22 protein-coding genes are annotated in these 22,017 nt (G+C 64.0%); 15 read left to right on the plus strand and 7 right to left on the minus strand.

Annotated features, from left to right (window positions below; all coding sequences use genetic code 11):
* The first annotated feature begins 13 nt into the window (after nucleotides 1-13).
* Entirely contained in the window at nucleotides 14-628 is a 615-nt protein-coding gene (locus tag FTO74_RS03215; RefSeq protein WP_162536848.1) for a Pr6Pr family membrane protein, read from the plus strand.
* Here the strand turns inward: FTO74_RS03215 and FTO74_RS03220 are convergent, their stop codons facing one another.
* A complete protein-coding gene (locus FTO74_RS03220; protein WP_162536849.1) occupies nucleotides 629-1,561 on the minus strand; it encodes a metallophosphoesterase in 933 nt (310 codons plus the stop codon).
* 95 nt (nucleotides 1,562-1,656) lie between these two features.
* Between FTO74_RS03220 and FTO74_RS03225 the strand changes: the two genes are divergently transcribed.
* The 4 genes from FTO74_RS03225 (at nucleotide 1,657) to FTO74_RS03240 (ending at nucleotide 5,403) form a co-directional block, all read left to right on the plus strand.
* Nucleotides 1,657-2,115, plus strand: coding sequence for a vitamin K epoxide reductase family protein (locus tag FTO74_RS03225; RefSeq protein WP_162536850.1), 459 nt, complete (start codon nucleotides 1,657-1,659; stop codon nucleotides 2,113-2,115).
* 9 nt (nucleotides 2,116-2,124) lie between these two features.
* Complete coding sequence (locus FTO74_RS03230) at nucleotides 2,125-3,042, plus strand: dehypoxanthine futalosine cyclase (RefSeq protein ID WP_162536851.1); 918 nt, start codon at nucleotides 2,125-2,127, stop codon at nucleotides 3,040-3,042.
* A gap of 20 nt (nucleotides 3,043-3,062) precedes the next feature.
* Nucleotides 3,063-3,908, plus strand: coding sequence for a peptide chain release factor N(5)-glutamine methyltransferase (gene prmC, locus FTO74_RS03235; RefSeq protein ID WP_162536852.1), 846 nt, complete (start codon nucleotides 3,063-3,065; stop codon nucleotides 3,906-3,908).
* A gap of 166 nt (nucleotides 3,909-4,074) precedes the next feature.
* Nucleotides 4,075-5,403: an ATP-binding protein gene (locus FTO74_RS03240; RefSeq protein ID WP_162536853.1), complete on the plus strand. Its 1,329-nt coding sequence runs from the start codon at nucleotides 4,075-4,077 to the stop codon at nucleotides 5,401-5,403.
* 534 nt (nucleotides 5,404-5,937) lie between these two features.
* On the opposite strand, the gene FTO74_RS03245 is transcribed toward FTO74_RS03240, so the two are convergent.
* Both FTO74_RS03245 and FTO74_RS03250 read right to left on the minus strand, forming a co-directional pair.
* Nucleotides 5,938-7,488, minus strand: coding sequence for a fumarate hydratase (locus tag FTO74_RS03245; protein WP_162536854.1), 1,551 nt, complete (start codon nucleotides 7,486-7,488; stop codon nucleotides 5,938-5,940).
* A gap of 168 nt (nucleotides 7,489-7,656) precedes the next feature.
* On the minus strand, nucleotides 7,657-8,376 hold the full coding sequence (locus FTO74_RS03250; RefSeq protein WP_162536855.1) for a hypothetical protein: 720 nt from the start codon (nucleotides 8,374-8,376) through the stop codon (nucleotides 7,657-7,659).
* A 155-nt stretch (nucleotides 8,377-8,531) separates the two neighbouring features.
* Between FTO74_RS03250 and FTO74_RS03255 the strand changes: the two genes are divergently transcribed.
* The 4 genes from FTO74_RS03255 (at nucleotide 8,532) to FTO74_RS03270 (ending at nucleotide 12,967) form a co-directional block, all read left to right on the plus strand.
* Complete coding sequence (locus tag FTO74_RS03255) at nucleotides 8,532-9,101, plus strand: cytochrome c (protein ID WP_162536856.1); 570 nt, start codon at nucleotides 8,532-8,534, stop codon at nucleotides 9,099-9,101.
* Between the two features lie 405 nt (nucleotides 9,102-9,506).
* Nucleotides 9,507-10,241, plus strand: coding sequence for a GvpL/GvpF family gas vesicle protein (locus FTO74_RS03260; protein ID WP_162536857.1), 735 nt, complete (start codon nucleotides 9,507-9,509; stop codon nucleotides 10,239-10,241).
* 272 nt (nucleotides 10,242-10,513) lie between these two features.
* A complete protein-coding gene (locus FTO74_RS19895) occupies nucleotides 10,514-12,085 on the plus strand; it encodes an OmpA family protein (protein WP_162536858.1) in 1,572 nt (523 codons plus the stop codon).
* 105 nt (nucleotides 12,086-12,190) lie between these two features.
* Nucleotides 12,191-12,967, plus strand: coding sequence for an SDR family NAD(P)-dependent oxidoreductase (locus tag FTO74_RS03270; RefSeq protein ID WP_162536859.1), 777 nt, complete (start codon nucleotides 12,191-12,193; stop codon nucleotides 12,965-12,967).
* A 356-nt stretch (nucleotides 12,968-13,323) separates the two neighbouring features.
* On the opposite strand, the gene FTO74_RS03275 is transcribed toward FTO74_RS03270, so the two are convergent.
* Nucleotides 13,324-13,602 (minus strand): hypothetical protein, encoded by a 279-nt coding sequence (locus tag FTO74_RS03275; RefSeq protein ID WP_162536860.1) that lies wholly within the window; start codon nucleotides 13,600-13,602, stop codon nucleotides 13,324-13,326.
* 96 nt (nucleotides 13,603-13,698) lie between these two features.
* On the opposite strand from FTO74_RS03275, the gene FTO74_RS03280 reads away from it, so the two are divergent.
* Nucleotides 13,699-14,640 carry an ATP-binding cassette domain-containing protein gene (locus tag FTO74_RS03280; protein WP_162536861.1) on the plus strand — a complete coding sequence of 314 codons (942 nt, stop codon included), beginning with the start codon at nucleotides 13,699-13,701 and terminating at the stop codon, nucleotides 14,638-14,640.
* Between the two features lie 21 nt (nucleotides 14,641-14,661).
* A complete protein-coding gene (locus FTO74_RS03285) occupies nucleotides 14,662-15,534 on the plus strand; it encodes an ABC transporter permease (protein ID WP_162536862.1) in 873 nt (290 codons plus the stop codon).
* A 117-nt stretch (nucleotides 15,535-15,651) separates the two neighbouring features.
* On the opposite strand, the gene FTO74_RS03290 is transcribed toward FTO74_RS03285, so the two are convergent.
* A complete protein-coding gene (locus FTO74_RS03290) occupies nucleotides 15,652-16,674 on the minus strand; it encodes a YpdA family putative bacillithiol disulfide reductase (protein ID WP_255462471.1) in 1,023 nt (340 codons plus the stop codon).
* Nucleotides 16,675-16,723: 49 nt separating this feature from the next.
* Between FTO74_RS03290 and FTO74_RS03295 the strand changes: the two genes are divergently transcribed.
* Together FTO74_RS03295 and FTO74_RS03300 are read left to right on the plus strand one after the other, a co-directional pair.
* Complete coding sequence (locus FTO74_RS03295; RefSeq protein WP_162536863.1) at nucleotides 16,724-17,041, plus strand: nucleotidyltransferase domain-containing protein; 318 nt, start codon at nucleotides 16,724-16,726, stop codon at nucleotides 17,039-17,041.
* Nucleotides 17,031-17,378 (plus strand): HepT-like ribonuclease domain-containing protein, encoded by a 348-nt coding sequence (locus tag FTO74_RS03300; protein ID WP_162536864.1) that lies wholly within the window; start codon nucleotides 17,031-17,033, stop codon nucleotides 17,376-17,378. Before FTO74_RS03295 ends, FTO74_RS03300 begins: the two co-directional genes overlap by 11 nt.
* On the opposite strand, the gene FTO74_RS03305 is transcribed toward FTO74_RS03300, so the two are convergent.
* Nucleotides 17,375-18,091 (minus strand): response regulator transcription factor, encoded by a 717-nt coding sequence (locus FTO74_RS03305; RefSeq protein ID WP_162536865.1) that lies wholly within the window; start codon nucleotides 18,089-18,091, stop codon nucleotides 17,375-17,377. The genes FTO74_RS03300 and FTO74_RS03305 overlap by 4 nt on opposite strands.
* Before the next feature lie 58 nt (nucleotides 18,092-18,149).
* Complete coding sequence (locus FTO74_RS03310) at nucleotides 18,150-18,824, minus strand: response regulator (RefSeq protein ID WP_162536866.1); 675 nt, start codon at nucleotides 18,822-18,824, stop codon at nucleotides 18,150-18,152.
* A gap of 94 nt (nucleotides 18,825-18,918) precedes the next feature.
* Between FTO74_RS03310 and FTO74_RS03315 the strand changes: the two genes are divergently transcribed.
* Nucleotides 18,919-20,742, plus strand: coding sequence for a DUF2339 domain-containing protein (locus tag FTO74_RS03315; protein WP_162536867.1), 1,824 nt, complete (start codon nucleotides 18,919-18,921; stop codon nucleotides 20,740-20,742).
* On the plus strand, nucleotides 20,739-22,001 hold the full coding sequence (locus FTO74_RS03320) for a hypothetical protein (RefSeq protein WP_162536868.1): 1,263 nt from the start codon (nucleotides 20,739-20,741) through the stop codon (nucleotides 21,999-22,001). The genes FTO74_RS03315 and FTO74_RS03320 overlap by 4 nt, the downstream gene beginning before the upstream one ends.
* Nucleotides 22,002-22,017 lie beyond the last annotated feature (16 nt).

Genomic DNA, 22,017 nt, shown 5'->3' on the forward strand with positions numbered 1-22,017 from the left:
TGAGACTCCACGTATGAAGATCGGAGCCGCAGGCCGGATCGCCGCCTCCTGCATCGCCGCCATCGCCCTGACGGGCCTGGCGGTGCAGTGCATTGTGGTCTATCGCGAGAACTCGTCGATCCTGCTCACCCTCTGGATCGTATTCGCGTTCTTTACCATCACGACGAACCTGCTCGTGGCGGTGGTTTTCACCAGCATCGCGTCCGCTCGCTCCGGCTTACGGGCGGATTGGGTGGTCGCGGGGACGATGCTGGCGATTCTGCTCGTCGGCGTCATCTACGCCCTTCTGCTGCATGGCACGACGGAGCTGTCGGGCGGCTCCGCCGTCGCGAATGTGCTTCTGCACATGGTCACGCCGGTGCTCGTTCCCCTCTTCTGGATAGAGTTCTACCGGAAGGGCGGCCTTGAGTGGCGACACGTTCTCCTGTGGGCCATCTATCCGCTGGCCTACCTGGGGTATGCGCTCGCGCGTGGTGCGGCGACGGGCCGCTATGCCTATCCGTTTTTGAACGTGTCCGTACTCGGCTGGCAACAGACCGCGCTGAACGCCATCGTGATCGCAATCGGCTTCATGCTGTGCGGATGCGCCGTCATCTGGCTCGACCGCCGTGCCGGTTTGAGCCGCTAGTTACGTATTCTGCGGCTCTACCGACTTGAAGCCATACGTCTCATACCGCGTCGTCAGCCTGCCGTTCGCGACGCTGACCACGGTGAACCCCTCCGGCGTGCCCATGCGCGTGCCGTGCCACCAGTTGCCGCACACCGCGCCCGAGGTGATGTACGGAACCCCGTGCCAGACCACCTGCTCGTTGATGTGGGTATGGCCCTGCAACACGCCGAGAACGTTGTGCCCCTCGAAGAGCTTGATCGCCTCCGGCCCGTTGACGAAGGTAAACCCGCTCGGCGAGGACTGCGGCGCGGGCGGCGTGTAGCTGTTCATCGCCGTCACCAGCGGAATGTGGGTGGTGACGATGATCGGCGTGCCCGCGGGCGTCGCGGCCAGATCGTTGGCCAGCCACTGCATCTGGTCGGCGTCGATGCGTCCCTGGTAGTGGTGGTCGTCCGTGATGCCGATGGAGTCCAGCACGATGAAGTGATGACCCTTGTGGTCGAACGAGTACCAGGTGGGGCCGAAGCGGTCGGCGAAGAGCTTCTTGCCGTAGAGCGGGTCGGTCGGCGGCACCCCGCCGCTGGGGTAGATGCCGAGGACGTCGTGGTTGCCCAGCGTGTGGTGGACCTTCAGCCCCAGATCCTGCTCGGCCTTGTCGTAGAGCGAGTAGTTCTGGAGCACCGTGGCCTTGGGCGTGCCCAGCGCATCGAAGATGTGGTCGCCGCCCTGGATGGCGAAGTCGGCGCGGAGGCTGCGCGCGTGCTTGAAGGCCATGGTGGTGCCGTCGACGCCGCGAAGCTCCGGCTGAAGATGCGAGTCGGTGAGGAAGAGGAAGCTGAAGTCCTCCTGCTTCGGAGCGGCAAAGGCCAGCGCGGAAGAGGGCAGCGCAGCGGCGGCGGCTCCAGCGCCCAGCAGCGAGAGGAATTGGCGGCGATTGAACGAGGACGGCATGTGGGGAATGATAGCGGACGATGGTGCCGAATGCGTCACAGATCTGTCAAAGGAGCAGAGCGTTCGATAAAAGAGACGAAGGATAAAATAACCGGATGCGAAATATGGTGTTGCGAGTCCTGATTGCTGCGCTGGCTCTGGCCGGTCTGGTGGTAAGCGTAATGGCCCTGCGGGTGCACAACATGGACCCGGCTGCCGCGCCGCCATGCGCCGTCAGCGAGCACTGGGACTGCGGCGCGGTGAACCACTCGCGCTTCGCCGTCTTCCCGCCGCGTTCCTACGACGAGGACGCGGGCAGCAAGAAGCTGCACATCCCGGTGGCGACGGTGGGGATCGCAGGCTACTCGCTGATGCTGGTGCTGGCGCTGCTGGGCCGGTTCTGGATCGTCCTGCAACTGGCCGAGATCGGCTTCGCTGCGGCCTGCTTCCTCAGCTATCTTGAGGCCTTCGTGCTGGAGAAGTGGTGCATCTACTGCGTCTGGTCGCAGGGCATCGTTACGGTGCTGCTGCTGACGACGGTCGCGGCGCTGATCCTGCGGCGGCGAGAGGCGTAAAATTTCCTTATGGGTATCAGTCGGGAACAGGCGCTGGATTGCTTTGCAAGTGATGATCTGATCGGGATTGGGATGGAGGCGGACGCCGTGCGTCGGCAGCTTCATCCCGAGGGAGTGGTCTCCTACCTGGTCGATGGGACGGTAGACGTGGCGGAGATGGCCGCCGAGACCGCGAGCTTCGACACCATCTACACCCGCATTGGCACCATCGTCGAAGCGGGCGGCACGGGGATACGGCTCGCGGGCACCTCCTCCAGCCAGTTCACGATGGAGCGGCTCGAAGGTCTGCTCGCCGCCATCAAAGACCGCTTTACCTCACTGTGGGTACAGGGCTTCAGCGCGGGCGAGATCCTCGCTCTGGCCAATCGTGCAGGCATCTCCGTGGCCGATACCATCCAGCGGCTCCAGACCGCTGGGTTGGACTCGATCCCCGGCACGCCCGACGTGGAAGGCTGGGCGGACGTCCACCGCACCGCGCACCGGCTGGGCATGAAGACTTCGGCGGCGATGATCTTCGGCGCGGGCGAGACGATGGAGCAGCGCGTGGCCCAGCTCGAGGCGATCCGTCAGCTCCAGGCCGAGACCGGCGGCTTCACGTCCTTCGTCCCCTACACCTTCCAGCCCAGTGGCGCGCAGCGCGCAGGCGGTCTCGAAGAGGCCACGGCGGTCGAGTACCTCAAGACCCTGGCCATCGCGCGCATGTACCTCGACAACATCGAGAACGTGCAGGCCAGCGTCGAGACGCAGGGGCTGAAGGTAGTGCAGATGGGGCTGCGCTTCGGCGGCAATGATGTGGGCAGCGCGCTCTCGGGCGCGGCGGGATACACGTCTGGCGCGACCGAAGAGGAGCTGCGGCGCATCATCCGCGACGCCGGTTTCAAGCCCGCGCAGCGTGATCCGCTCTATAGAATGATGTTCCTGAACTAAACAGATCGCAGAGGACAGGCATGACGGTTCAGGAGGCGTTGACCCGGGGCACCGGCCAGCTTGCGGCGCACCCGCAGTTGCGCGAGCGCGCGTTGCAGGACGCGGCGCTGCTGCTGATGCACACGCTCGGTATCTCGCGCACGGCGCTGATCGCGCACCCGGAGCGGATCTTTACGCGTGACGAGCAGGCCGCCTACCAGCGGGCCATCGAGCGACGTCTCACCTTCGAGCCGATCCAGTACATCACCGGCGAGCAGGAGTTTTACGGGCTTCCGTTTCATGTAACATCTTCGGTGCTAATTCCACGGCCCGAGACCGAGCTGCTCGTAGAGGCAGTATTGGCGCGGGTTTCCGGCGCTGGCCGCATTGTGGACGTGGGCACTGGCTCGGGTGCGATTGCGGTTGCGCTGGCTAAATATCTGCCCCATGCGGCTGTCACTGCCGTCGATCTTTCTCCAGCGGCACTCGCTGTTGCGAGAGAGAACGCCGCGCACAATCAGGTCGCGATCACGTTCGTCGAGTCCGATCTGCTGGCTGCGTTGAAAGATGAAGCCCTCTTCGACGCCATCGTCTCGAACCCCCCGTATATCCCCGAGGATGATGCAGCCTCGTTGCACCCTGAGGTGCGCGAGTACGAACCCTCGCAGGCGCTCTTTGCCGGAGCGACGGGAATGGATGTGTACGCCCGGCTGGTGCCTCAGGCCGAGCGGCATCTGAGGCCGGGCGGCCTGCTCGCAATGGAGATTGGCTTCGGGCAGCGCGAGCCGATTGCGCAGTTGCTGACGGGCTGGCAGGATGTCGAGTTCCTCGATGACTTGCAAGGGATTCCCCGCGTAGCCCTGGCGCGGCGGCATCAAGAGTCGTAATCGGTTACATAATCTTAGGCCGCTTGCCTCGCCGTTCTGGCGTCCAGGTTACGGAGGATACCTCCAGGGCTCAACTTCCCGCTGAAGTACTCTGCCTCCTCTGCCGATACACCTCTTATGGAGGAAGCCCAGCCAGCAGGCCAGTCCTGGGCAACGGAAGGGGGCGATGAGCTTGAGCGGGGAAGAGGCTGCGGGGGCAGACGGGGTGTCCGAGACGTTCCTCTTCAAGGACGATCCGGAGTTCATGGTCGAGTTCTTGCTGGATACGGGCGAGCACCTGAGCGGCATAGAGGCGCAGATCCTGCTGCTCGAGGGTAACCCCGCGCAGATGCAGGTTGTCCACAGCGTCTTTCGCGCGTTTCACAGCATCAAGGGGCTGGCCGGATTTCTCGGGCTGGTCAAGGTGCTGCGGGTGACGCACGAGGTCGAGACCCTGCTCGATCACGCCAGAAATCTGCGCACCACGATCACTCCCGATCTTGTGGACCTGCTGCTCGGCGTCTCGGAGTATCTGAAGCAGGAGGTCGAGGCGCTTCAGTGCAGGCTGAGTCACAGGTCCGAACCTCCGGTGCGCGAGATGAACTCGCTGCTGGAGTCGCTGCGGGGGGTGAATCAGAAGATTGTCGCCGGCTTGCCCGGCACCGCGCTGCTCGCGCCCGAGCATCTGCGCTGGACCGCGCCGGCCGTGCGCCAGCAGCCCGGCGAAGACTTCGAGCAGCGCACGGTCCGGGTGGAGACAGCGAAGATCGAGCGGCTGATGGAACTGCTCGGCGAGATGGCGAGCGTGCAGGTGCGGCTGCGCAGCCACATGCGGTCCGCCGTCGCGAGTGAGGAGTTTTCGCGGCTCGAGCACATTACCGGAGAGGTGCGGCACTGCGCGATGAGCATGCGCATGATGCCCGTCGGCGCTCTCTTCCTGAGGTCCGCGAGGATGGTGCGGGAGCTGTCGCGCCGCAGCGGCAAACAGGTCTCGCTGGAGTTGGCGGGGGAGGACGTCGAACTGGAGCGGAGCATCGCCGAGGAGCTGGCCGACCCTCTGGCGCACATGATCCGCAACGCGCTCGACCATGGCATTGAGACGCTGCCGGAGCGCATTGCCGGGGGCAAGCGGCCGGTGGCCCACCTGCGTCTGATGGCCGGGTACCAGGCGGGGCAGGTCGTCGTCTCCGTCGCCGACGATGGCCGCGGGCTGGATGCGCAGCGCATTCTGGCCCGCGCGGTCGAGCAGGGGATCGTCGCGGCCGACTCTCAGCTCTCGCAGGATGAGATCTTCCGCCTGATCTTTTCCCCAGGTTTTTCCACAGCGGTGGAGGTCACCGAGACCTCCGGCCGCGGCGTCGGCATGGACGTGGTGCGGCAGTATGTGGAGAAGCTGCACGGCAGCATCGAGGTCCACTCCGAGCCGGGGCAGGGAACGACCTTCTTCCTCTATCTGCCGGCGACGCTCGCCCCTGCTGCGTTCCACAAGACCGCCGTTATCGCGGGCAACTCCTAGCGGACAGATCAGCTCAAAAGGCTTGTCAGAGACAGAAGCAAAGACGTCCTGTGCCGGACGCTGTTTTTGTACTTTCGACCTGGCCAAGTCTCTTGCTTTTAAGTTATCTTTGGCGATCGCTGCTCAAGTAAGCGGCGCTCCCCGTCGATGAAGTAAGTTCATCGACCCCTGAAACACCCCATAAGAACTGTCACAAGAGAATGAGGGAAACCATGCGTACTCTGTCACAAGGTCCGTTTCTGTTTGGTATCTGCGCCGTAGTCGTTGTCCTGGTGGGCAGCGTCTTCATGGCCTTTTGCGAAGGCTTCTAACCCTTGATGGAACCCCTTCCATCGACGGCGTGGCCAGCCCGGCTCGGGGCTGCAGCCCCCTCCTGCGTTTTGAAATAGCAAAAAAATAAGCCATTCTTCCGCCCAAAATCATGGCAGACTGAATGCAATTCGGCTATCCCTCCTGCTCTTACTCCCAGCCGAATCCGCGATTCGACGACATCTTCTGACCGCGAACCAGACCGCACCTCTCTACTTCGGAGAGTTACTGGCCCAGGATCGCGACACCAGCCAGCTCCTGGCTCGCCGCAATGCGTTTCGACCACTCCGCCGGACCCGTCTTATGCACTGACGTGCCCTTTGAATCGACCGCCACCGTCACCGGCATATCCACCACGTCGAACTCGTAGATCGCCTCCATCCCCAGGTCCTCAAACGCCAGCACCCGCGAGTGCTTGATCGCCTTCGAGACCAGGTAGGCCGCGCCGCCGACCGCCATCAGGTACACGGCCTCGTTGTCGCGGATCGCCTCAATCGCGGCATCCCCGCGCTCGGCCTTGCCGATCATCCCCAGCAGCCCGGTGGACTCGAGCATCTGCCGCGTGAACTTATCCATGCGGGTCGCAGTCGTCGGTCCGGCAGGTCCGACGGCCTCGTCGCGCACCGCATCCACCGGCCCCACGTAGTAGATAAATCGCCCGGTAAAGTCGACCGGCAGCGTCTCGCCGCGGTTCAGCATGTCGGTCATGCGCTTGTGGGCGGCGTCGCGGCCGGTCAGCAGCTTGCCGGTCAGCAGCAGTACCTCGCCCGGCTTCCACGACTTCACATCATCCTTAGTCACGGTATCGAGATTCACATGCGTAGCCGTATGCACGTCGTACGTCAGCTTCGGCCACGAGGCCAGGTTCGGCGGATCGAGCGCCACCGGTCCCGAGCCGTCCAGCACAAAGTGCGCGTGCCGCGTCGCGGCGCAGTTGGGGATCATCGCCACCGGCAGGTTGGCCGCGTGGGTCGGCCAGTCCAGAATCTTGATGTCGAGCACGGTCGTCAGCCCGCCCAGTCCCTGTGCGCCGATGCCGAGCGCGTTCACCTTGTCGTACAGCTCGATGCGCAGCTTTTCGATGTTCGTCTGCGGCCCGCGCGCCTTCAGCTCCTGCATGTCGATCGGGTCCATCAGCGACTGCTTGGCCAGCAGCATGGCCTTCTCGGCCGTGCCGCCGATGCCGATGCCGAGCATCCCGGGCGGACACCAGCCCGCGCCCATCGTCGGCACGGTCTTCAGCACCCAGTCCACGATGGAGTCCGACGGGTTCAGCATGGCGAACTTGGTCTTGGCCTCGCTGCCGCCGCCCTTGGCCGCGACGATCACATCGACCTTCGCGCCGGGAACCAGCGCCACTTCGACGACGGAGGGAGTGTTATCCACCGTGTTCTTGCGCGAGAAGGCGGGGTCGCGCAGGATGCTGCCGCGCAGCTTGTTATCGGGGTCGAGCCACGCCTTGCGCACGCCCGCGTCGCACATCTCTTGTAGCGAGAGCGTGGGCGAGCCACCGTCGTCGCCGACGAACTGGACCTCCATGCCGACCTTGAGGAAGATGGTCACGATGCCGGTGTCCTGGCAGATGGGACGATGGCCTTCGGCGCACATGCGGCTGTTGATGAGGATCTGCGTGATGGCGTCTTTAGCGGCGGGCGACTGCTCCAGCTCGTAGGCTCGCGCCAGGTTTTCGATGTAGTCCACCGGGTGATAGAAGCTGATGTACTGTAGCGCGTCCGCTACGGACTCGACCAGATCGCCTTGCTTAACCGTGACCATTGTTTGTGATTCCCTCGAAAAGATTTTAGCGCGGGTATTCAGGTATTTTGAGGAGGCTCGATCAAGAGCAAGATCCTCCCGCTGGTCTGGAAGGATGCTCGCTTCCGACCAACGGGAGGACCTAAGAAAATCGTTCCCCCATACCGCCCCGAGAACGGTACGAAGTACCTACTTGAGCTTGCCGAACCGGTAGACCAGGCCCATGTCGAAGCCCTTGTTGTTCTGGACGCTGCCGCCGAAGGTCGTTGCCTTGTAGAGCGGCGAGATACGCAGGGCCAGGTTGGGGTAGAAGTTGTAGTCGAAGTTCACCCCGGCCGAGACCGCGCCCGAGTAGCCCGAGTTCCACAGGTGATAGCCCGCGTCCTGGAAGTCCTGCGAGGTGAATCCCTTGGAGTCGCCGTCGAACTTGCCCAGCGCCAGACCGCCGGTGACGAAGACGCTGAGCGCGTACTTCTCCCGCATCCGGAAGCGATAGGTCGGACCCGCCATAAAGGTGTACTCGGAGATCTTCGGGTTGTACTGGATCAGCCCGTTGTTCCCCAGCTTGGCGTTACCGTAGGAGCCGTTTACCTGGCCGGTGATGCCGAGCTTCCGGTCCAGATAGTAGGTATTGTTCGCCCAGAACGAGACCTCGGAGCTTTGCTGCAGGTTGCTGCCCGAGCGGAAGCGCAGGAATCCGCCGCCGCCGCCTGCCTCGTAGCGATGGCTGTAGGTTTCGTCGACCGTGCGCTGAATCCGGTTCTTCCGGTTCTGGTTGCTCTCGCGCCGAATTCTGCTTGCGCTCTGCGCCTGGGCCGGAACCGTTGCTGCTACTACCGCGGCCGCGAGACAGGCCGCAACAAGGGCGCGTTTTACGCCCAGAATTTTCTTCGTGCCAACAGAGTTCAACGCTTCGCTCCCGCAGTTTGATACCGTAATCGGACAGGTCCGGCGATGGTAAGTTTTCTTCGCCGCTGCATCTTTGTATTAGAACACCCGCCGCTCGATTCTGGCGGCAAACACGATAAACTCAGTCACCTCGTTGCGAAAGGTTTTCTGCTCCCATGGCCACACGATCCAGCTCAGGTAGACGTTCCGGCGGCTTTCTCCCGTTTTTTCTGGGGTTTTTACTGGCGCTGGTGCTAGTCGCCGCGGGCGGTTGGGCGTATCTGCATTTTGGCCATCTGCCTGTCTCGACCGGCGATCCGGCCTTTCCGTTCGAGGCCCAGGTCGTCCATGTCCCGCTGCACGCCCGCATCGCCGGGGAGATGAAGCACCCTCCGTTCGGCATCAGCGAGGATGTTTTCGAGGCTGGAGCCCGCGTCTACCGGGCCCAGTGCGCCGAGTGCCACGGTACCCCCGGCCACGACCGCCCGTATGCTCGCTATATGTTCCCCAAGGCCCCGCAACTGTGGAAGAAACACACCGCGAGCAGCGTCGTCGGGGTCTCGGACGACGAGCCGGGCGAGACTTACTGGAAGATCGCAAACGGGATTCGCCTGTCGGGAATGCCCAGCTACCAGCACCTGCTCTCGGATACCCAGATGTGGCAGGTCACGCTGCTGCTGAAGAACGCCGATCAGCCCCTGCCCGACCCGGTCCAGCAGATTCTGAACGGGCCTCCGGCGAAGTAGGCATTGTTTTTGCCGTTGTTTCTAGGGTAGGTCCGGGTTTTAGCCCAGTTCTTTGGCGAGTTTTAATGTCGGGGCTAAAGCCCCGACCTACCCCAGAAGCAAAGACAACAACAAAAGCGCCCTCACGCCGGGCGGACGGTACTTCGTGCGGTTCTCGACGCTTCGCGTAACAACAATCCGTCCCGCAAAAACCGCCCAAATCCTGAAAATTTGTTCCAGTTAAAGGAATTTGTTGCCAATTGTTTACTCATAGGCTTACTATCCGTTTCGCACTCGGCTCAGTACGGTATTCGCGCACGCGCCAGGGTGAACTCGTTCGAGGCCAGGTAATACTAACCGTCTTATTTCACCAACTTACGCCGGATCGGGCACTAGACCCCCCAGGCGTCTCGGAGCGTCAACGCCATGGCATGGTACGCCTACTGCATCGCAGAAAGAATGTCTTTTCCGGAACTGCTTCGTCACCGCCGTCCAATGCCCCTTACCGGCGTCACCGGCATCTTCAACAACCAGACCTTCCTCTTTCCAACCGGAGACCTGGCCGTTATCGTCTCCGAGCACGCTGAAGACGACAAGGCCCGTCTCGACCAGCAGGCCGCCAAAGATCACGCCCGCGTCATCGCCGAGGTATTCAAGCTCTCCACCGTCCTGCCCTTCCGGTTTTCCACCACGTTTCAGGACGACGACAGCCTCCGTCGCTCCGTCCGCTCCAACCAGCGTCACTTCCTGGCCAATGTCGAGCGCCTGCGCGGCAAGGCCGAGATGCACCTGAAGGTGCTCGTCGACGACACCTGCCCCGGCACCTCTGCCCGCGACATGACCGTCGGCCAGCAGTACCTGACCAGCCTGCGCGAGAGCGCCAGCCGTCAGCGCGAGCGCCAGTCCCGCGCCCGCGCGCTGTCCATCCAGATGCACCGGATGTTCCTGCCGCTGGCTGAGGAGATCACCTGCAAGCGCACCGACTCCGGCAAGATGCTGCTCGACATCGCTCATCTGATCGACAACAAGACGGTCGAGCGTTACCAGAACAAGTACACCTCGGCCACGGCGGAGCTGAAGGAGTGCAGTATGCAGCTCTCCGGCCCCTGGCCGCCGTACCACTTCGTCCAGCGCCACAGCGCGGTCGCACACCACGCGTAGTCGATGACCCAAGTCACCAAAAAGCCCGGACTAAATGGTCCGGGCTTTTTGGTGTCTGCAAAGATATGTCATCCCGGACGGGTCTCCTGCGCGGTGGGCGGACGTTTGTACGCCTTTTTAAAGCTTCGCGTGACCCTCCCTCTGGGCGGGATTGAGCGTTTTGCTACGAACGTGCATCTGCAACATCGGACTACCTTTCCTCTCTTCCGGGCATCCGTATAAGCAGCGTTGTCTGCAAGCACTGCCGGTTCCGCTCCAGGAGACTACGACTCATGAATCTCAGCACGATCGCACGCCGCCGTACCCCCGCCTTTTTCCTTGGCGCCGCCTTCGCTCTTTCGCTCTCGCTGCCTGCCCTGGTCTCCGCGCAGGAGCCGAACCCGACCAGCGTTCCCGCACCCGCCGGAGCCGTCGTTACCCAGAACGGCGACGTCTTCTTCTACCAGGTAAAGGTCGTCCAGCGCGACATCGACGCCGTCAACTACCTGCACCGCAGCGGCTCGACCAAGATCGGCTTCGTCGGCACCGAGCTGCTCCAGGCCGCCAAGGGCGAGGCTGTCGTCAAGAGCCAGAACGGCCAGACCAGCATCGACGCGAAGTTCTCCGGTCTCACCCCCGCCAACAGCTTCGGCGCCGAGTACCTGACCTACGTTCTCTGGGCCATCACGCCGGAGGGCCGCCCCGTCAACCTGGGCGAGATCCTGCCCTCGTCGGGCGGCAAGTCCAGCATCCAGGTCACCACCGCGCTCCAGGCCTTCGGCCTCATCATCACGGCCGAGCCCTACTTCGCCGTCAGCACGCCCTCCGATGTCATCGTGGTCAAGAACGTCATCATCAACGACAAGACCAACGGCGTGCTCGAGAAGGTGAACACCAAGGCCACCCTGATGCCGCGCGGCATCTACACCTTCCAGGGCACCAACGAGAACCCCATCACCCGCAATGAGAAGTCGCCGCTGGAGCTGTATGAGGCCTATAACGCGGTCCGCATCGCCCAGGCAGCCGGGGCCGACCAGTACGCTCCCGACATTATGGCCAAGGCCAAGCTGGCGCTGAAGAACGCGGCCGACATGGACTCGAACAAGAAGCGTGACCTGAAGATGGAGATCACCTTCGCCCGCGGAGCCGTTCAGAGCGCCGAGGATGCCCGCATCAGCACCCTGCGCAAGAAGGCCGACGAGCGCCGCCGCAACGATCAGGCAGCTAAGGAGCGGGCGCAGCGCGAGGCTGAGCAGTCCCAGCTTGCCGCTCAGCAGTCGCAGCTCCAGGCTGCCCAGGCCCAGGCTGCTGCCGCCCAGTCCGCTGCCGCACAGGCCCAGGCGGAAGCCGAGCGTCTACGCGCCCAGCACGCCGCCGCCGCTGCTCAGGACGCCGCTGCCCGCTCCGCTGCGGAGGTAACCGCCGCCCGCGAGCGCCTGCGCGCTCAGCTCAACAAGGTGCTCCAGACCAACGAGACCGCTCGCGGGCTCATCGTCAACCTGTCCGATGTGCTCTTCGATACCGGTCGCTACACCCTGAAGCAGGACACCAAGATCTCGCTCGCCAAGGTTGCGGTCATCCTGCAGGCGTACCCCAGCCTGAAGCTGCAGGTGGAGGGCTACACGGACAGCGTCGGCAGCGACGACTATAACCAGAAGCTCTCGGAGAACCGCGCCAACACGGTCAAGGACTTCCTGATCTCCCAGGGCACGGACCCGGGCAGCATCACCTCGGCGGGCTACGGCAAGGCCAACCCGGTGGCCGATAACGGCACCGCCGCTGGCCGCAAGCAGAACCGCCGTGTCGACCTGATCGTCTCGGGAGCGGCTATCGGCGTGCCGACCTCGGCTCCTCCGGCTCAGTAACCATTCGGTAAAACACTGTCCCCACTGCTCCTCCGCACCCTTGAGCCGCAGTGGGGATACTTATTGATGCACGGCAATGGTCAAAGCTGGTACAAAGGTATGACCATGCTATCTCTTCGCGGAAAGATCGTCCTCATCACCGGCGCAACCTCGGGCATCGGTCGTGCCACTGCCTTCGCCTTCGCGGCTCTCGGAGCTAAACTCATCCTCTGCGCCCGCCGTCTCGAAGTCCTCACCGAGCTGACGCCCCAGCTCCTCGAAGCGGGAGCCGAAGATGTGCTCAACATCAAGCTCGACGTGCAGGATCGCGCCGCCGTTGAGGCCGAGCTGGGCGCCGACCTCGATCCCGAGTGGCAGGAGATCGCCGTTCTGGTCAACAACGCAGGCCTCAGCCGCGGACTCACCAAGCTCTGGGAGGACGACGTCCAGAACTGGGAAGAGATGATCGACACCAACATCAAGGGGCTGCTCTACGTCACCCGCACGGTGGTCCCGGGCATGGTCGCGCGCGGTGCGGGCCACGTCATCAACCTCGGCTCCACGGCGGGCCACGAGACCTACGCCAACGGGGCCGTCTACTGCGCCACCAAGGCTGCCGAGCTGGCCATCACCGAGGGCCTCCTCATCGACCTGATCGCCTCCCCCGTCCGCGCCACCTCCATCGACCCCGGCATGACCGAGACCAGCTTCGCGGAGGTTCGCTTCCGTGGCAACAAGGAGCGCGCCGCGCAGGTCTACGCCAACATCACGCCGCTACAGCCGGAAGACGTCGCCGATACCATCGTCTGGGTAGCGACCCGCCCCGCTCACGTCAACATCCACGACATCGTGATGACGACGGTCGATCAGGCCAACTCAACGGTCTTCAACCGCCACTCCTAAACGGCCACAGAACCGGGTGGGGAAGCAAACAATCCCCACCCACGACCAGCCGTTGCCTGTTCCTGTTCTTGTCGTTGCTTGTTCTTTTGGTTGTCATTCAGGAGCGAAGCGGAGGAATCTGCTTCTGTTTTTGCTTTTGCCGTTGCTTTTGTTGTTGCTGTTGCCTCTGGGGTAGGTCCGGGCTTTAGCCCGGACACTTAAAGCCATGCACAATGCGGGCTTTAGCCCCCGAGGTATGCTTTCTTCAAAAGAGGAAAGACGTCCTGCCGGACGGGCCCGCTACGCGCGGGGCGGGCGTTCACACGCCTTTTTACTGCTTCGCATGGCCTCCCGCTGGTCGGGACTGAGATTCTCGCCTACAGGTGCAGCGTCCAGCCCAGCTCGGCGAGCTTCTCTTCAATATCCGCCAGCGCATTGGTCAGCGCCGTCCGCCGATGAACATTCGACGTCCGCTCCGAAAGGATGCGCTCCCGCTGCAACTCCAGCTCCTGCACCTTCCGCCGGCGATTCGCGTCGGCCACAATGTTATTTTCGGCGACAACCTTCGCCGCAGCCTTCTCAGCCGCTGCCGCCTTAGCCTGCGTAGCTTCCGCCTGCTGTCCTTCGACCGATTTGCTTTCCCATCCTTGCGCCATATCCCGATTCTACCGCTTCCGATTCAACGAAGGTGCCTATAATCGGGTCAGGCACGCGAGATAGGCCCAGACCGGGAACTAGAACAGGGAATCCGAGTGATCGTAGAAGTCCAGGGACTGAACAAGATTTACGAAGGTAAGCAGCGCGTCGTCGCCGTCGATGGCATCGACCTCGCAGTAGGCTCCGGCCAGATCTTCGGCCTGCTCGGCCCCAACGGCGCGGGCAAGACGACCACCATCAGCATCTGCACCACCCGCGTGCTGCCCAGCTCCGGGGTGGTCCGCATCGCCGGAGTGGACGTCGTCGCCAACCCTGCCGTTGCCCGCCGCTCTATCGGCGTCGTGCCCCAGTACAACACGCTCGACCGCGCCTGCACCATCGCCGAGAACATCAACTTCCACTGCCTCTACTTCGGCTTCTCCCGCGCCGAGGCCAAGGCCCGCACGGCCCAGCTCCTCGATCAGTTCCATCTCTCCGAGCGCGTCAACGCCTACCCCTCGCAGCTCTCCGGAGGGCTGGCCCAGCGCGTCCAGATCGCCCGCGCTATCGCCCACCGGCCCAAGGTGCTCTTCCTCGACGAGCCATCTGCGGGCCTCGATCCGCAGTCCCGCATCGCCATGTGGGAGGCCGTGCGCGGCCTGCGCGAGGAGGGAATCACCGTCGTCCTGACCACGCACTACATGGAGGAGGCCGACGAGCTGTGCGACCGCGTCGCCATCATCGACCACGGCAAGATCCTGGTCGAGGACACCCCCGCCAACCTGAAGAACTCGGTCGGTGCGCAGAAGGTCTACGAGCTTCAGCTCCGCGACTCGCGGGGCATCGCCACGCTGGCAGCTTCGCTCAAGTTGCTCTCCGGCGTTACGAAGGCCGAGCCGACTCCCGAGGGCATCCGAGTCTTAGCTCACGGGGCCGACGGGCTACTCTCTGAAGTCGTTACCGCCGCGAACCCCTTCGGGCTGCGCGACATGACCATCACCGAGACCAGCCTCGAGACCGTCTTCATCCAACTGACCGGCCGCGATCTTCGCGAGTAATCCGACTCCCAAGAGGTCCCCATGAGCACCACCGCCATCCGCACGGCCACCATCGAGAGCCCCGCCTCGAACCTCACCCAGTACACCCGCGCTTTCGCCGGACTCTTCCTGCGCGACCTCTACGTGCTGCGCCGCGAGCTGTTTCCCTTCGTCATCCGCGTCTGCATGAACCCGCTGCTCTTCCTCTTCGTCTTCACGTACATCATGCCGCATATCTCGGGCGGCGGAGCTGGCGCGGGCATGAACCCCACGGCCCACATGGCCGAGGCCACCGGCTCTAACTTCTCGACGATCCTGCTGCCGGGCCTGATGGCGGTGGCGATCATGTTCTCGGGCATCGCCGCCGTGGCCCTGCCGCTGGCGCAGGAGTTCGGCATCACCCGCGAGATCGACGACCGCGTGATGTGCCCGCTGCCCGTGGCCGCCGTGGCTGCGGAGAAGATCGTCTTCTCGGCCATGCAGAGCATGATCGCCGCCGCCGTGGTCTTCCCGCTGGCCTACTACGTGCCTTCGACGCCGGTCGTCGCCCACGTCTCCAGTTGGCCGTTCCTGCTGCTGGTGCTGGTGCTGGCGAGCCTCACTGCCGGGGCGCTCGGCCTGACCATCGGCACCTCGGTCAAGCCGCAGCAGATCGGCCTGATCTTCGGCGTGGTCGTCATGCCGATCACCTTCCTCGGCTGCGTCTACTACCCCTGGGCCGCGCTCAAGCCGATCCCGTACCTGCAATATGGAGTCCTCATCAACCCCATCGTGTACATGAGCGAGGGTCTCCGCGCGTCACTGATTCCCGGCGCACACATGCCCGAGCCGCTCATCCTCGGGATGCTCTGCTTCTTCCTTGTGCTGCTGAGCTGGCTGGGGATGCGCGGTTTCCTGCGCAGGGTAATCGGGTAAAGATAAAAAGCGCCCTCGCGCCGGGCGGGCGGCACTTCGTGCGGTCCTCGGGGCGGGCGTGGGTAAGTCAATATCCGAGGGCCTCCCGCTGGTCGGCAGCGTGAGGCCCGAGAAATATTAGCCCTTCGCTAGAGTGCTGAGCGAGGCACGCAGCGAGTCCGCAATCAGCTTCCCGTGGAAGCGTCCGTTCTCGATAAACACCTCGTTCGTCCGCTCCCCAGCCACGATCACGCCCGCCAGATAGATCCCCGGCACATTGCTCTCATGCGTAGCCGGATCGCACACCGGGCACCGCGCATTGGCCTCATCCAGCTTCACTCCCAGCCGCTCGATGAACTCGAAGTCCGGGTGATACCCCGTCAGCGCGAACACAAAATCATTCGCAATCGTTACCTCTCCGTCAGGGGTAGACAGCACTACCTCATCCTCTCCAATCTTCTTTACCGAGCTGGAGAAGTAAGCCGTAATCTCCCCGTTCTTCACGCGGTTATTGATATCCGGCAGAATCCAGTACTTCACATGCCGGTGCATCTCCGCGCCGCGATGCACCAGAGTCACCTTGGCTCCATGCCGCCACAGGTCCAATGCGGCAATCGCAGCCGAGTTCTTCCCCCCGATCACCAGCACGTTCAGCCCAAAGAACGGGTGAGGCTCGTGATAGTAGTGCTTCACCTTGCTCAGCTCTTCACCTTCGATACCCATGTAATTCGGCAGGTCATAGTACCCGGTCGAGACGATCAGCTTCCGTGCCCGAACCTCCACCGCTCGCCCGAATTTATCGGACATATGCACGGTAAACTCGCCATCCGCGCCCGAGACCCGCTCCACCGTCAGGTACTGCCGCACGTCCAGCCGATAGTGCTCGGCGACCTTGCGGTAGTATTCGAGCGCCTCATTGCGGTTGGGCTTCTGGTTTGGGCTGGCGAAGGGCATATCGCCGATCTCGAGCAGCTCCGGCGTCGTAAAGAAGGTCATATGCGCCGGGTAGTGAAACAGCGAGTTGCACAGGCAGCCCTTATCGACGACCACCACGGAGAACCCCGCCCGCTGCGCATCAATCGCACACGCCAACCCCGTCGGCCCCGCCCCAATCACCAGCACATCGTAGATCCGGTTCTCAACTCGCGCATCCATGCTCATGTGTCTATTCTAGGGATAGCTCTTGTTCCCGCGCCAGAAGAGGGCGAAAATGAAAGCGTCGGGCTGGATTATGGACAAGAATACCGTTCTCGAGATTCTGCGCATTCACGCCCCCGAGTTGAAGGCCGCCGGGGTAGCTCACCTGCGCCTTTTCGGCTCGATAGCCCGCGACGAGGCCAACGAGCACTCGGATATCGACCTGATGGCCGACCTCGATCCCGCGATGAAGGTCACGCTCTTCACCCTCGGCGGCCTGCAGCACCAGGTCAACACCCTGCTCGGCACCGAGGTCGACTTGACCTTCACCGCGATGATGCGCGAGCCTATCCGCCAGCGTGCCCTGCGGGAGGCGATTATTGCCTTTTAGAGATCCCCGCACACACTTTCAGGACATTCTCGACAGCATCGCCCTCATACGCAGCTTCGCAGCTGATCTCAGCCTGGAGGAGTATCGGCTCGATATCAAGACCAAGTCCGCCGTGGAGCGTCAGCTCCAGATCATGACCGAAGCAGCCCGCAGGCTTGGGGACGACGCCGAGTTGCTGTGTCCGGGGCCGGACTGGAGGGCGATTCGCGATCTGGGCAATGTACTGCGGCATGCCTACCACAGCATCGACGACGGCATCATCTGGGATGCGATCCACGATCAACTCCCCGCGCTGGAAGCCACGGTCGCACAGGCTCTGGCGGCTCTTAATCCCTAATCCATCTCCACCAGTTTGTGCGCGATGGAGAACAGCGCCAGCTCCAGCCGCGTCGAGACGCCGGTCTTGTCGAAGATGTTCGACAGGTGCCGCTTCACCGTCTCCTCGCTGATGCCGAACTGCTTAGCGATGTCCTTGTTGCTGCACCCCTCCACGATGCACCGCACCACCTCCAGCTCGCGGGGTGTCAGCCCGTAGGTCTTCCGCTCGGTCGCCGCGGCGGCCCTCTGGGTCAGCTCGGCCAGCGCCTTCAGCAGGTTCGCCACTCGCTCGCCGCCGATCCAGTAATCTCCGCCCACCACCGCCCGCAGCGCGTTCGCCAGATCCCCGGCCACCGAGTCCTTCAGCAGAATGCCGCGTGCGCCGATCTGCAACGCCTCGATGACCTGCTGGGTCGAGATCGTGCTCGTCAGCAGCAGTATCTTCACTCGTGGCGACCGCGCCATGATGGCCCGCATGGCCTCCAGCCCCGGCAGGCGCGGCATCATCAGGTCGAGCAGCAGGATATCCGGCTCCAGCTCCAGCGTCTGCGTGATGGCGACGTCGCCGTCCTCGGCCTCGCCGACCACGGCGAAGCCAGGCTCGCTCAGCAGCATGTTTTTTACACCGAAGCGCACCACAGGGTGATCGTCCGCGACGACGATCCGTATCGTATGAGCCGTGGCCGTCGCCGGGGTGCTAAGCGCCGAGACGCTGCCAACAGTAGGATTCATGCGTTATATCGCTCCTGTATTGAATCCGGGGAGAACCTGCAGGTACAGCAGAAGTACATTATTCCTGAGCGTCCAGCATACGCTGAAGCCTGCCGCAGGCTGCAAGGAATCCGTCGAGCGCCCGCAGCCGGACATCCCGGTCGACATTCTCCTCCATGCCCTCCATAGCCGCCGCCAGCTTGTGCAGCTCGGTCGCGCCCACCAGCCCGCATCCGCCCTTCAGCGCGTGAGCCTCGCGGACATAGGCCGCATGGTCGTCTGCCTCGGCTGATTGCCGCATCCGCGCCACGCGCTTTTTAGCATCTTCAAGACACATCGCATACATCGCCCGGCGCTGCTCTACGCCCATCGCTTCCGTCAGGCTCCGCAGGGTGCTCTCGTTCAGCACCTGCGCTTTGCCGTCGAGCAGCGCGGACAGCTCCTCCATCGCAAACGGCTTCCGCAGAAAGCCATCGAAGACCTCGCCTCCGCCATCGCCGCTCGCGCTCATGGCGATGATCCGGGTTCCCGTCGCGCAGACCTCACGCAGGGCCGAAGCCAGGGCAGCGCCGCTGGTCCCCGGCATCCGCAGATCGGTCAGGATGATCTCCGCAGGCGATCCTTCGGCCAGTATCGTCAACGCCGCATCGCCCGATTCGGCGGCTGTAGCCTGAAATCCGGCCTCCTCGGCCAACAGGCACAGCACCTCCCGGCTCACCGCATCGTCATCCACAATCATCAGCCGCTTCGCCATAACCCTTTCCCACTCCGGCATATGCGGAGTCTGTTCCATCCGGTACAGCCAAACATAGCAGCAAAAAATAATCCCAACGCGTTACAGTAGGGCGATGGCCCCGCAGCATCCACAACCGGAGCAGCCCAGCCAGCCGGAAGCCCCTTCGGAGGCTTCCGTTCTCGCCGATCTCACCGCCCGCGTCGAATCGCTGGAGCGCCAGCTAGCCGAGCTTCGCCAGCAGCCCGTGAGCCTCCGGCCCAGCGCCAGCCTGCCCATAAAGCCTGTCGCCGCGCCCGCTCCGCCGCTCGAGCTGCCGCCGCCTCCCCCGAAGCAGTCCCTCGAAAACCGCCTCGGCTCCCAGGTCTTCAGCCGCGTCGGCATCATCGCGTTGCTGGTCGGCACCACCTGGTTCCTCAAGTGGGCCATCGACAACCAGTGGATCGGCCAGACCGGCCGCGTGCTCATCGGCCTTCTGGCCGGAGCGGCTCTCATCCTCTGGTCCGAGCGCTTCCGCCGCACCGGCTTTTCCGCATTCTCCTACACCCTCAAGGCCGTCGGCTCCGGAGCGCTCTATCTCTCGCTCTGGGCGGCCTTCCAGCTCTACCACCTGCTGCCCGCTCCGGTCGCGCTCGCGGCCATGCTGCTGGTCACCGCGTGGAACGCGTGGATGGCGTGGGCTCAGGACGCCGAGCTGCTCGCCGCCTATGCGCTCATCGGAGCCTTCGCCACGCCGGTACTGCTCTCTACCGGCGGTAACAACGAGCTATTCCTCTTCGCCTATCTCGCCGCCACGGACTTGGCCACAGTCGCGCTCGTCCGCCTCAAGCCCTGGCCGCGCCTGCTGGTCCCGGCCTTCGCCGCCACCGTGGTCTACTTCACCGGCTGGTACATCCAGTTCTTCTCGCCCACTGTAACCGCCGCGCAGGACCAGCTCCCCACCACCCTCATCTTTCTGGGCCTCTTCTTCGCGCTCTTTGCCGCCGCCTCCATCACGTCCAAACCCAACCTCGCGCGCCACTCCCCCGTCATCCTGGAGATCGCGCTCCCGCTGGCCAACGCCCTCTTTACGGCCCTGGCGGCCTACGCGGTGCTCGACGGCAGCGGCCACCATGCCCTGCTGCCCTGGGCTGCCGTCCTGCTCGCCGCCACCTACCTGGGCCTGATGCGCCTGCACAAGACAGCCGCCGCCGCTGCCGTCCACCTCTCGCTGGCCATCGCCTTCCTCACCATCGCGATCCCGCTCAAGGCCAGCGGCCGCTGGATCACCATCGGCTGGCTGGTAGAGGGCACGGCCTTGCTCTGGTCGGCCAGCCGCCTGGCCTCCGCCGCTCAGCTTACTTACCAAGCCCTGCGCCTGCTGGCCCTGGCGGCGCTGGCGCTGGGCTTCTGCGGCCTCGTCAGTTTGCCCTTCTGGCTCTTCGGACAAGTCCCCACGGCTTTTTTCAATGATCGCTTCGCCACCTCGCTCGTGGGGATAGCCGCCTTCGCGTTCTGCGTCTTCATCGCCCGCACGGCCGCTCCCGAACCCTTCTGGACCCGCACCGCCATCGCCGGAACGCTCGCCCTGAACCTCGCCGCGCTCCAGTCCGGCGTCACCGAGATTGTCACCTTCTGGCACACCACCACCGGCCTGGAGCGGGCACTCAAGTCCGATCTCTCCATCTCCTTCTTTCTGGCCGGATACGGCGCGGCCTTGCTGGCGATCGGCTTCTGGCGGCGCTCCGCCTTCCTTCGCTGGCAGGCGCTGGCGCTGATCGTCTTCACCATCGCCAAGGTCTTCCTCTACGACGTCTCCGGTCTCTCGCAGGGCTATCGGGTCGCCAGCTTCCTCGGCCTTGGAGCCTTGCTGCTGGCCGTCAGCTTCGCCTACCAGAAGAACCTGCTCGGCCTGCGCGAAGCCCCCCAGCCGACCCACGCAGAGGAGGCGCAGCCATGAGCTTCCTTGCACTCCTGCTCTTCCTCTTCGCCGCTGCCCCGCCGCCCGAGCAGCTCCACTTCCGCTACCAGCGCCCGGTCATCGTCGCCCCCGGAGCCGCGCCGCAGGCCTGCACCGTCCTCGGAGCCGACCTCTTCGCCCACGCCTCCGGCTCGCTCGCCGACCTGCGCCTCTACAACGGGGCCGCGGAGGAGCCTTACGCCCTCACGATGTCCGAGGCCGCCACGCCCACGGACGACCCCGCCACCGTCCAGAACCTCGGCTCTCGCTCCGGTCACATCGTCTTCGACCTCCAGATGCCCGCCCGCTCCTACACCAGCGTGGACCTCGGCCTGGCCGCCAAGGACTTCCTCGCCACCGCCAAAGTCTCCACCCCCTCCGGCACCCAGCTCGGCGAGTTCACCCTCTTCGACCTGACCGCCCAGCACCTCTCCCGCAGCACCACGCTGGCCCTCGCGGAGTCCACCTTCCCCCGCCTGCATGTCGAGCTGACCCTCACCCCCGCGCCCGGCACCCCCGCCCAGAGCTTCGCGCCAAGCATCGTCACCGGAGCCTCGGTTCCGCCCAGCCGCGAGGCCCAGACCCTCTACACTCCGGTCGCCGAGGTAACTTCTTTTACGCACCGCGACCGCAAGACCATCGCCGAGCTGCACATTCCCGCCCGCGTCCCCGTGGAGCGCGTCGCCTTCCGCCTTCCGCCCGAGTTCAAAGCCAACTTCAGCCGCCCGGTCCAGATCACCGCCTACGCCGACAAATCTCCTAACCCCGCCCACGAGGTGGTCTCCGGCGAGATCAGCCGCGTCCACCTCGACGCCGCAGGCCACCCCGTCCGCGAGCAGCTCCTCACCGTCCCAGCCACGCTCGGGGCCAACCTGCAATCGGACGCCACTGTCCAGGTCGCCATCGACGATGGCGACGACCACCCCCTCCCCCTTGCCGCTGTCCATCTCGAGATGCGCCAGCGCCAGCTCTGCTTCGATCCCGGCTCGCCCTCCCGCGCTACCGCCCAACCCGTGCTCTTCTACGGCGACCCCGACCTCCATGCCCCTGTGTACGACTACGCTCGCCTCTTCACGCCCTCTGCCGCCATCCGCACAGCCCGCCTCGCACCTGAGCAGGTCAACCCGGCCTTCACCCCCCGAGCCGACACCCGCCCCTTCACCGAGCGTCATCCCGAGCTGCTCTGGATCGTTCTTCTCGCCGTCATCGGTGTACTCAGCGGCGTCGCCTTTCGTGCTGCGCGACGCCTGCCCCGGTAAAAGAGCTTCGTTAAAA

Source organism: Granulicella sp. WH15 (genome assembly GCF_009914315.1).
GTDB lineage: Bacteria > Acidobacteriota > Terriglobia > Terriglobales > Acidobacteriaceae > Edaphobacter.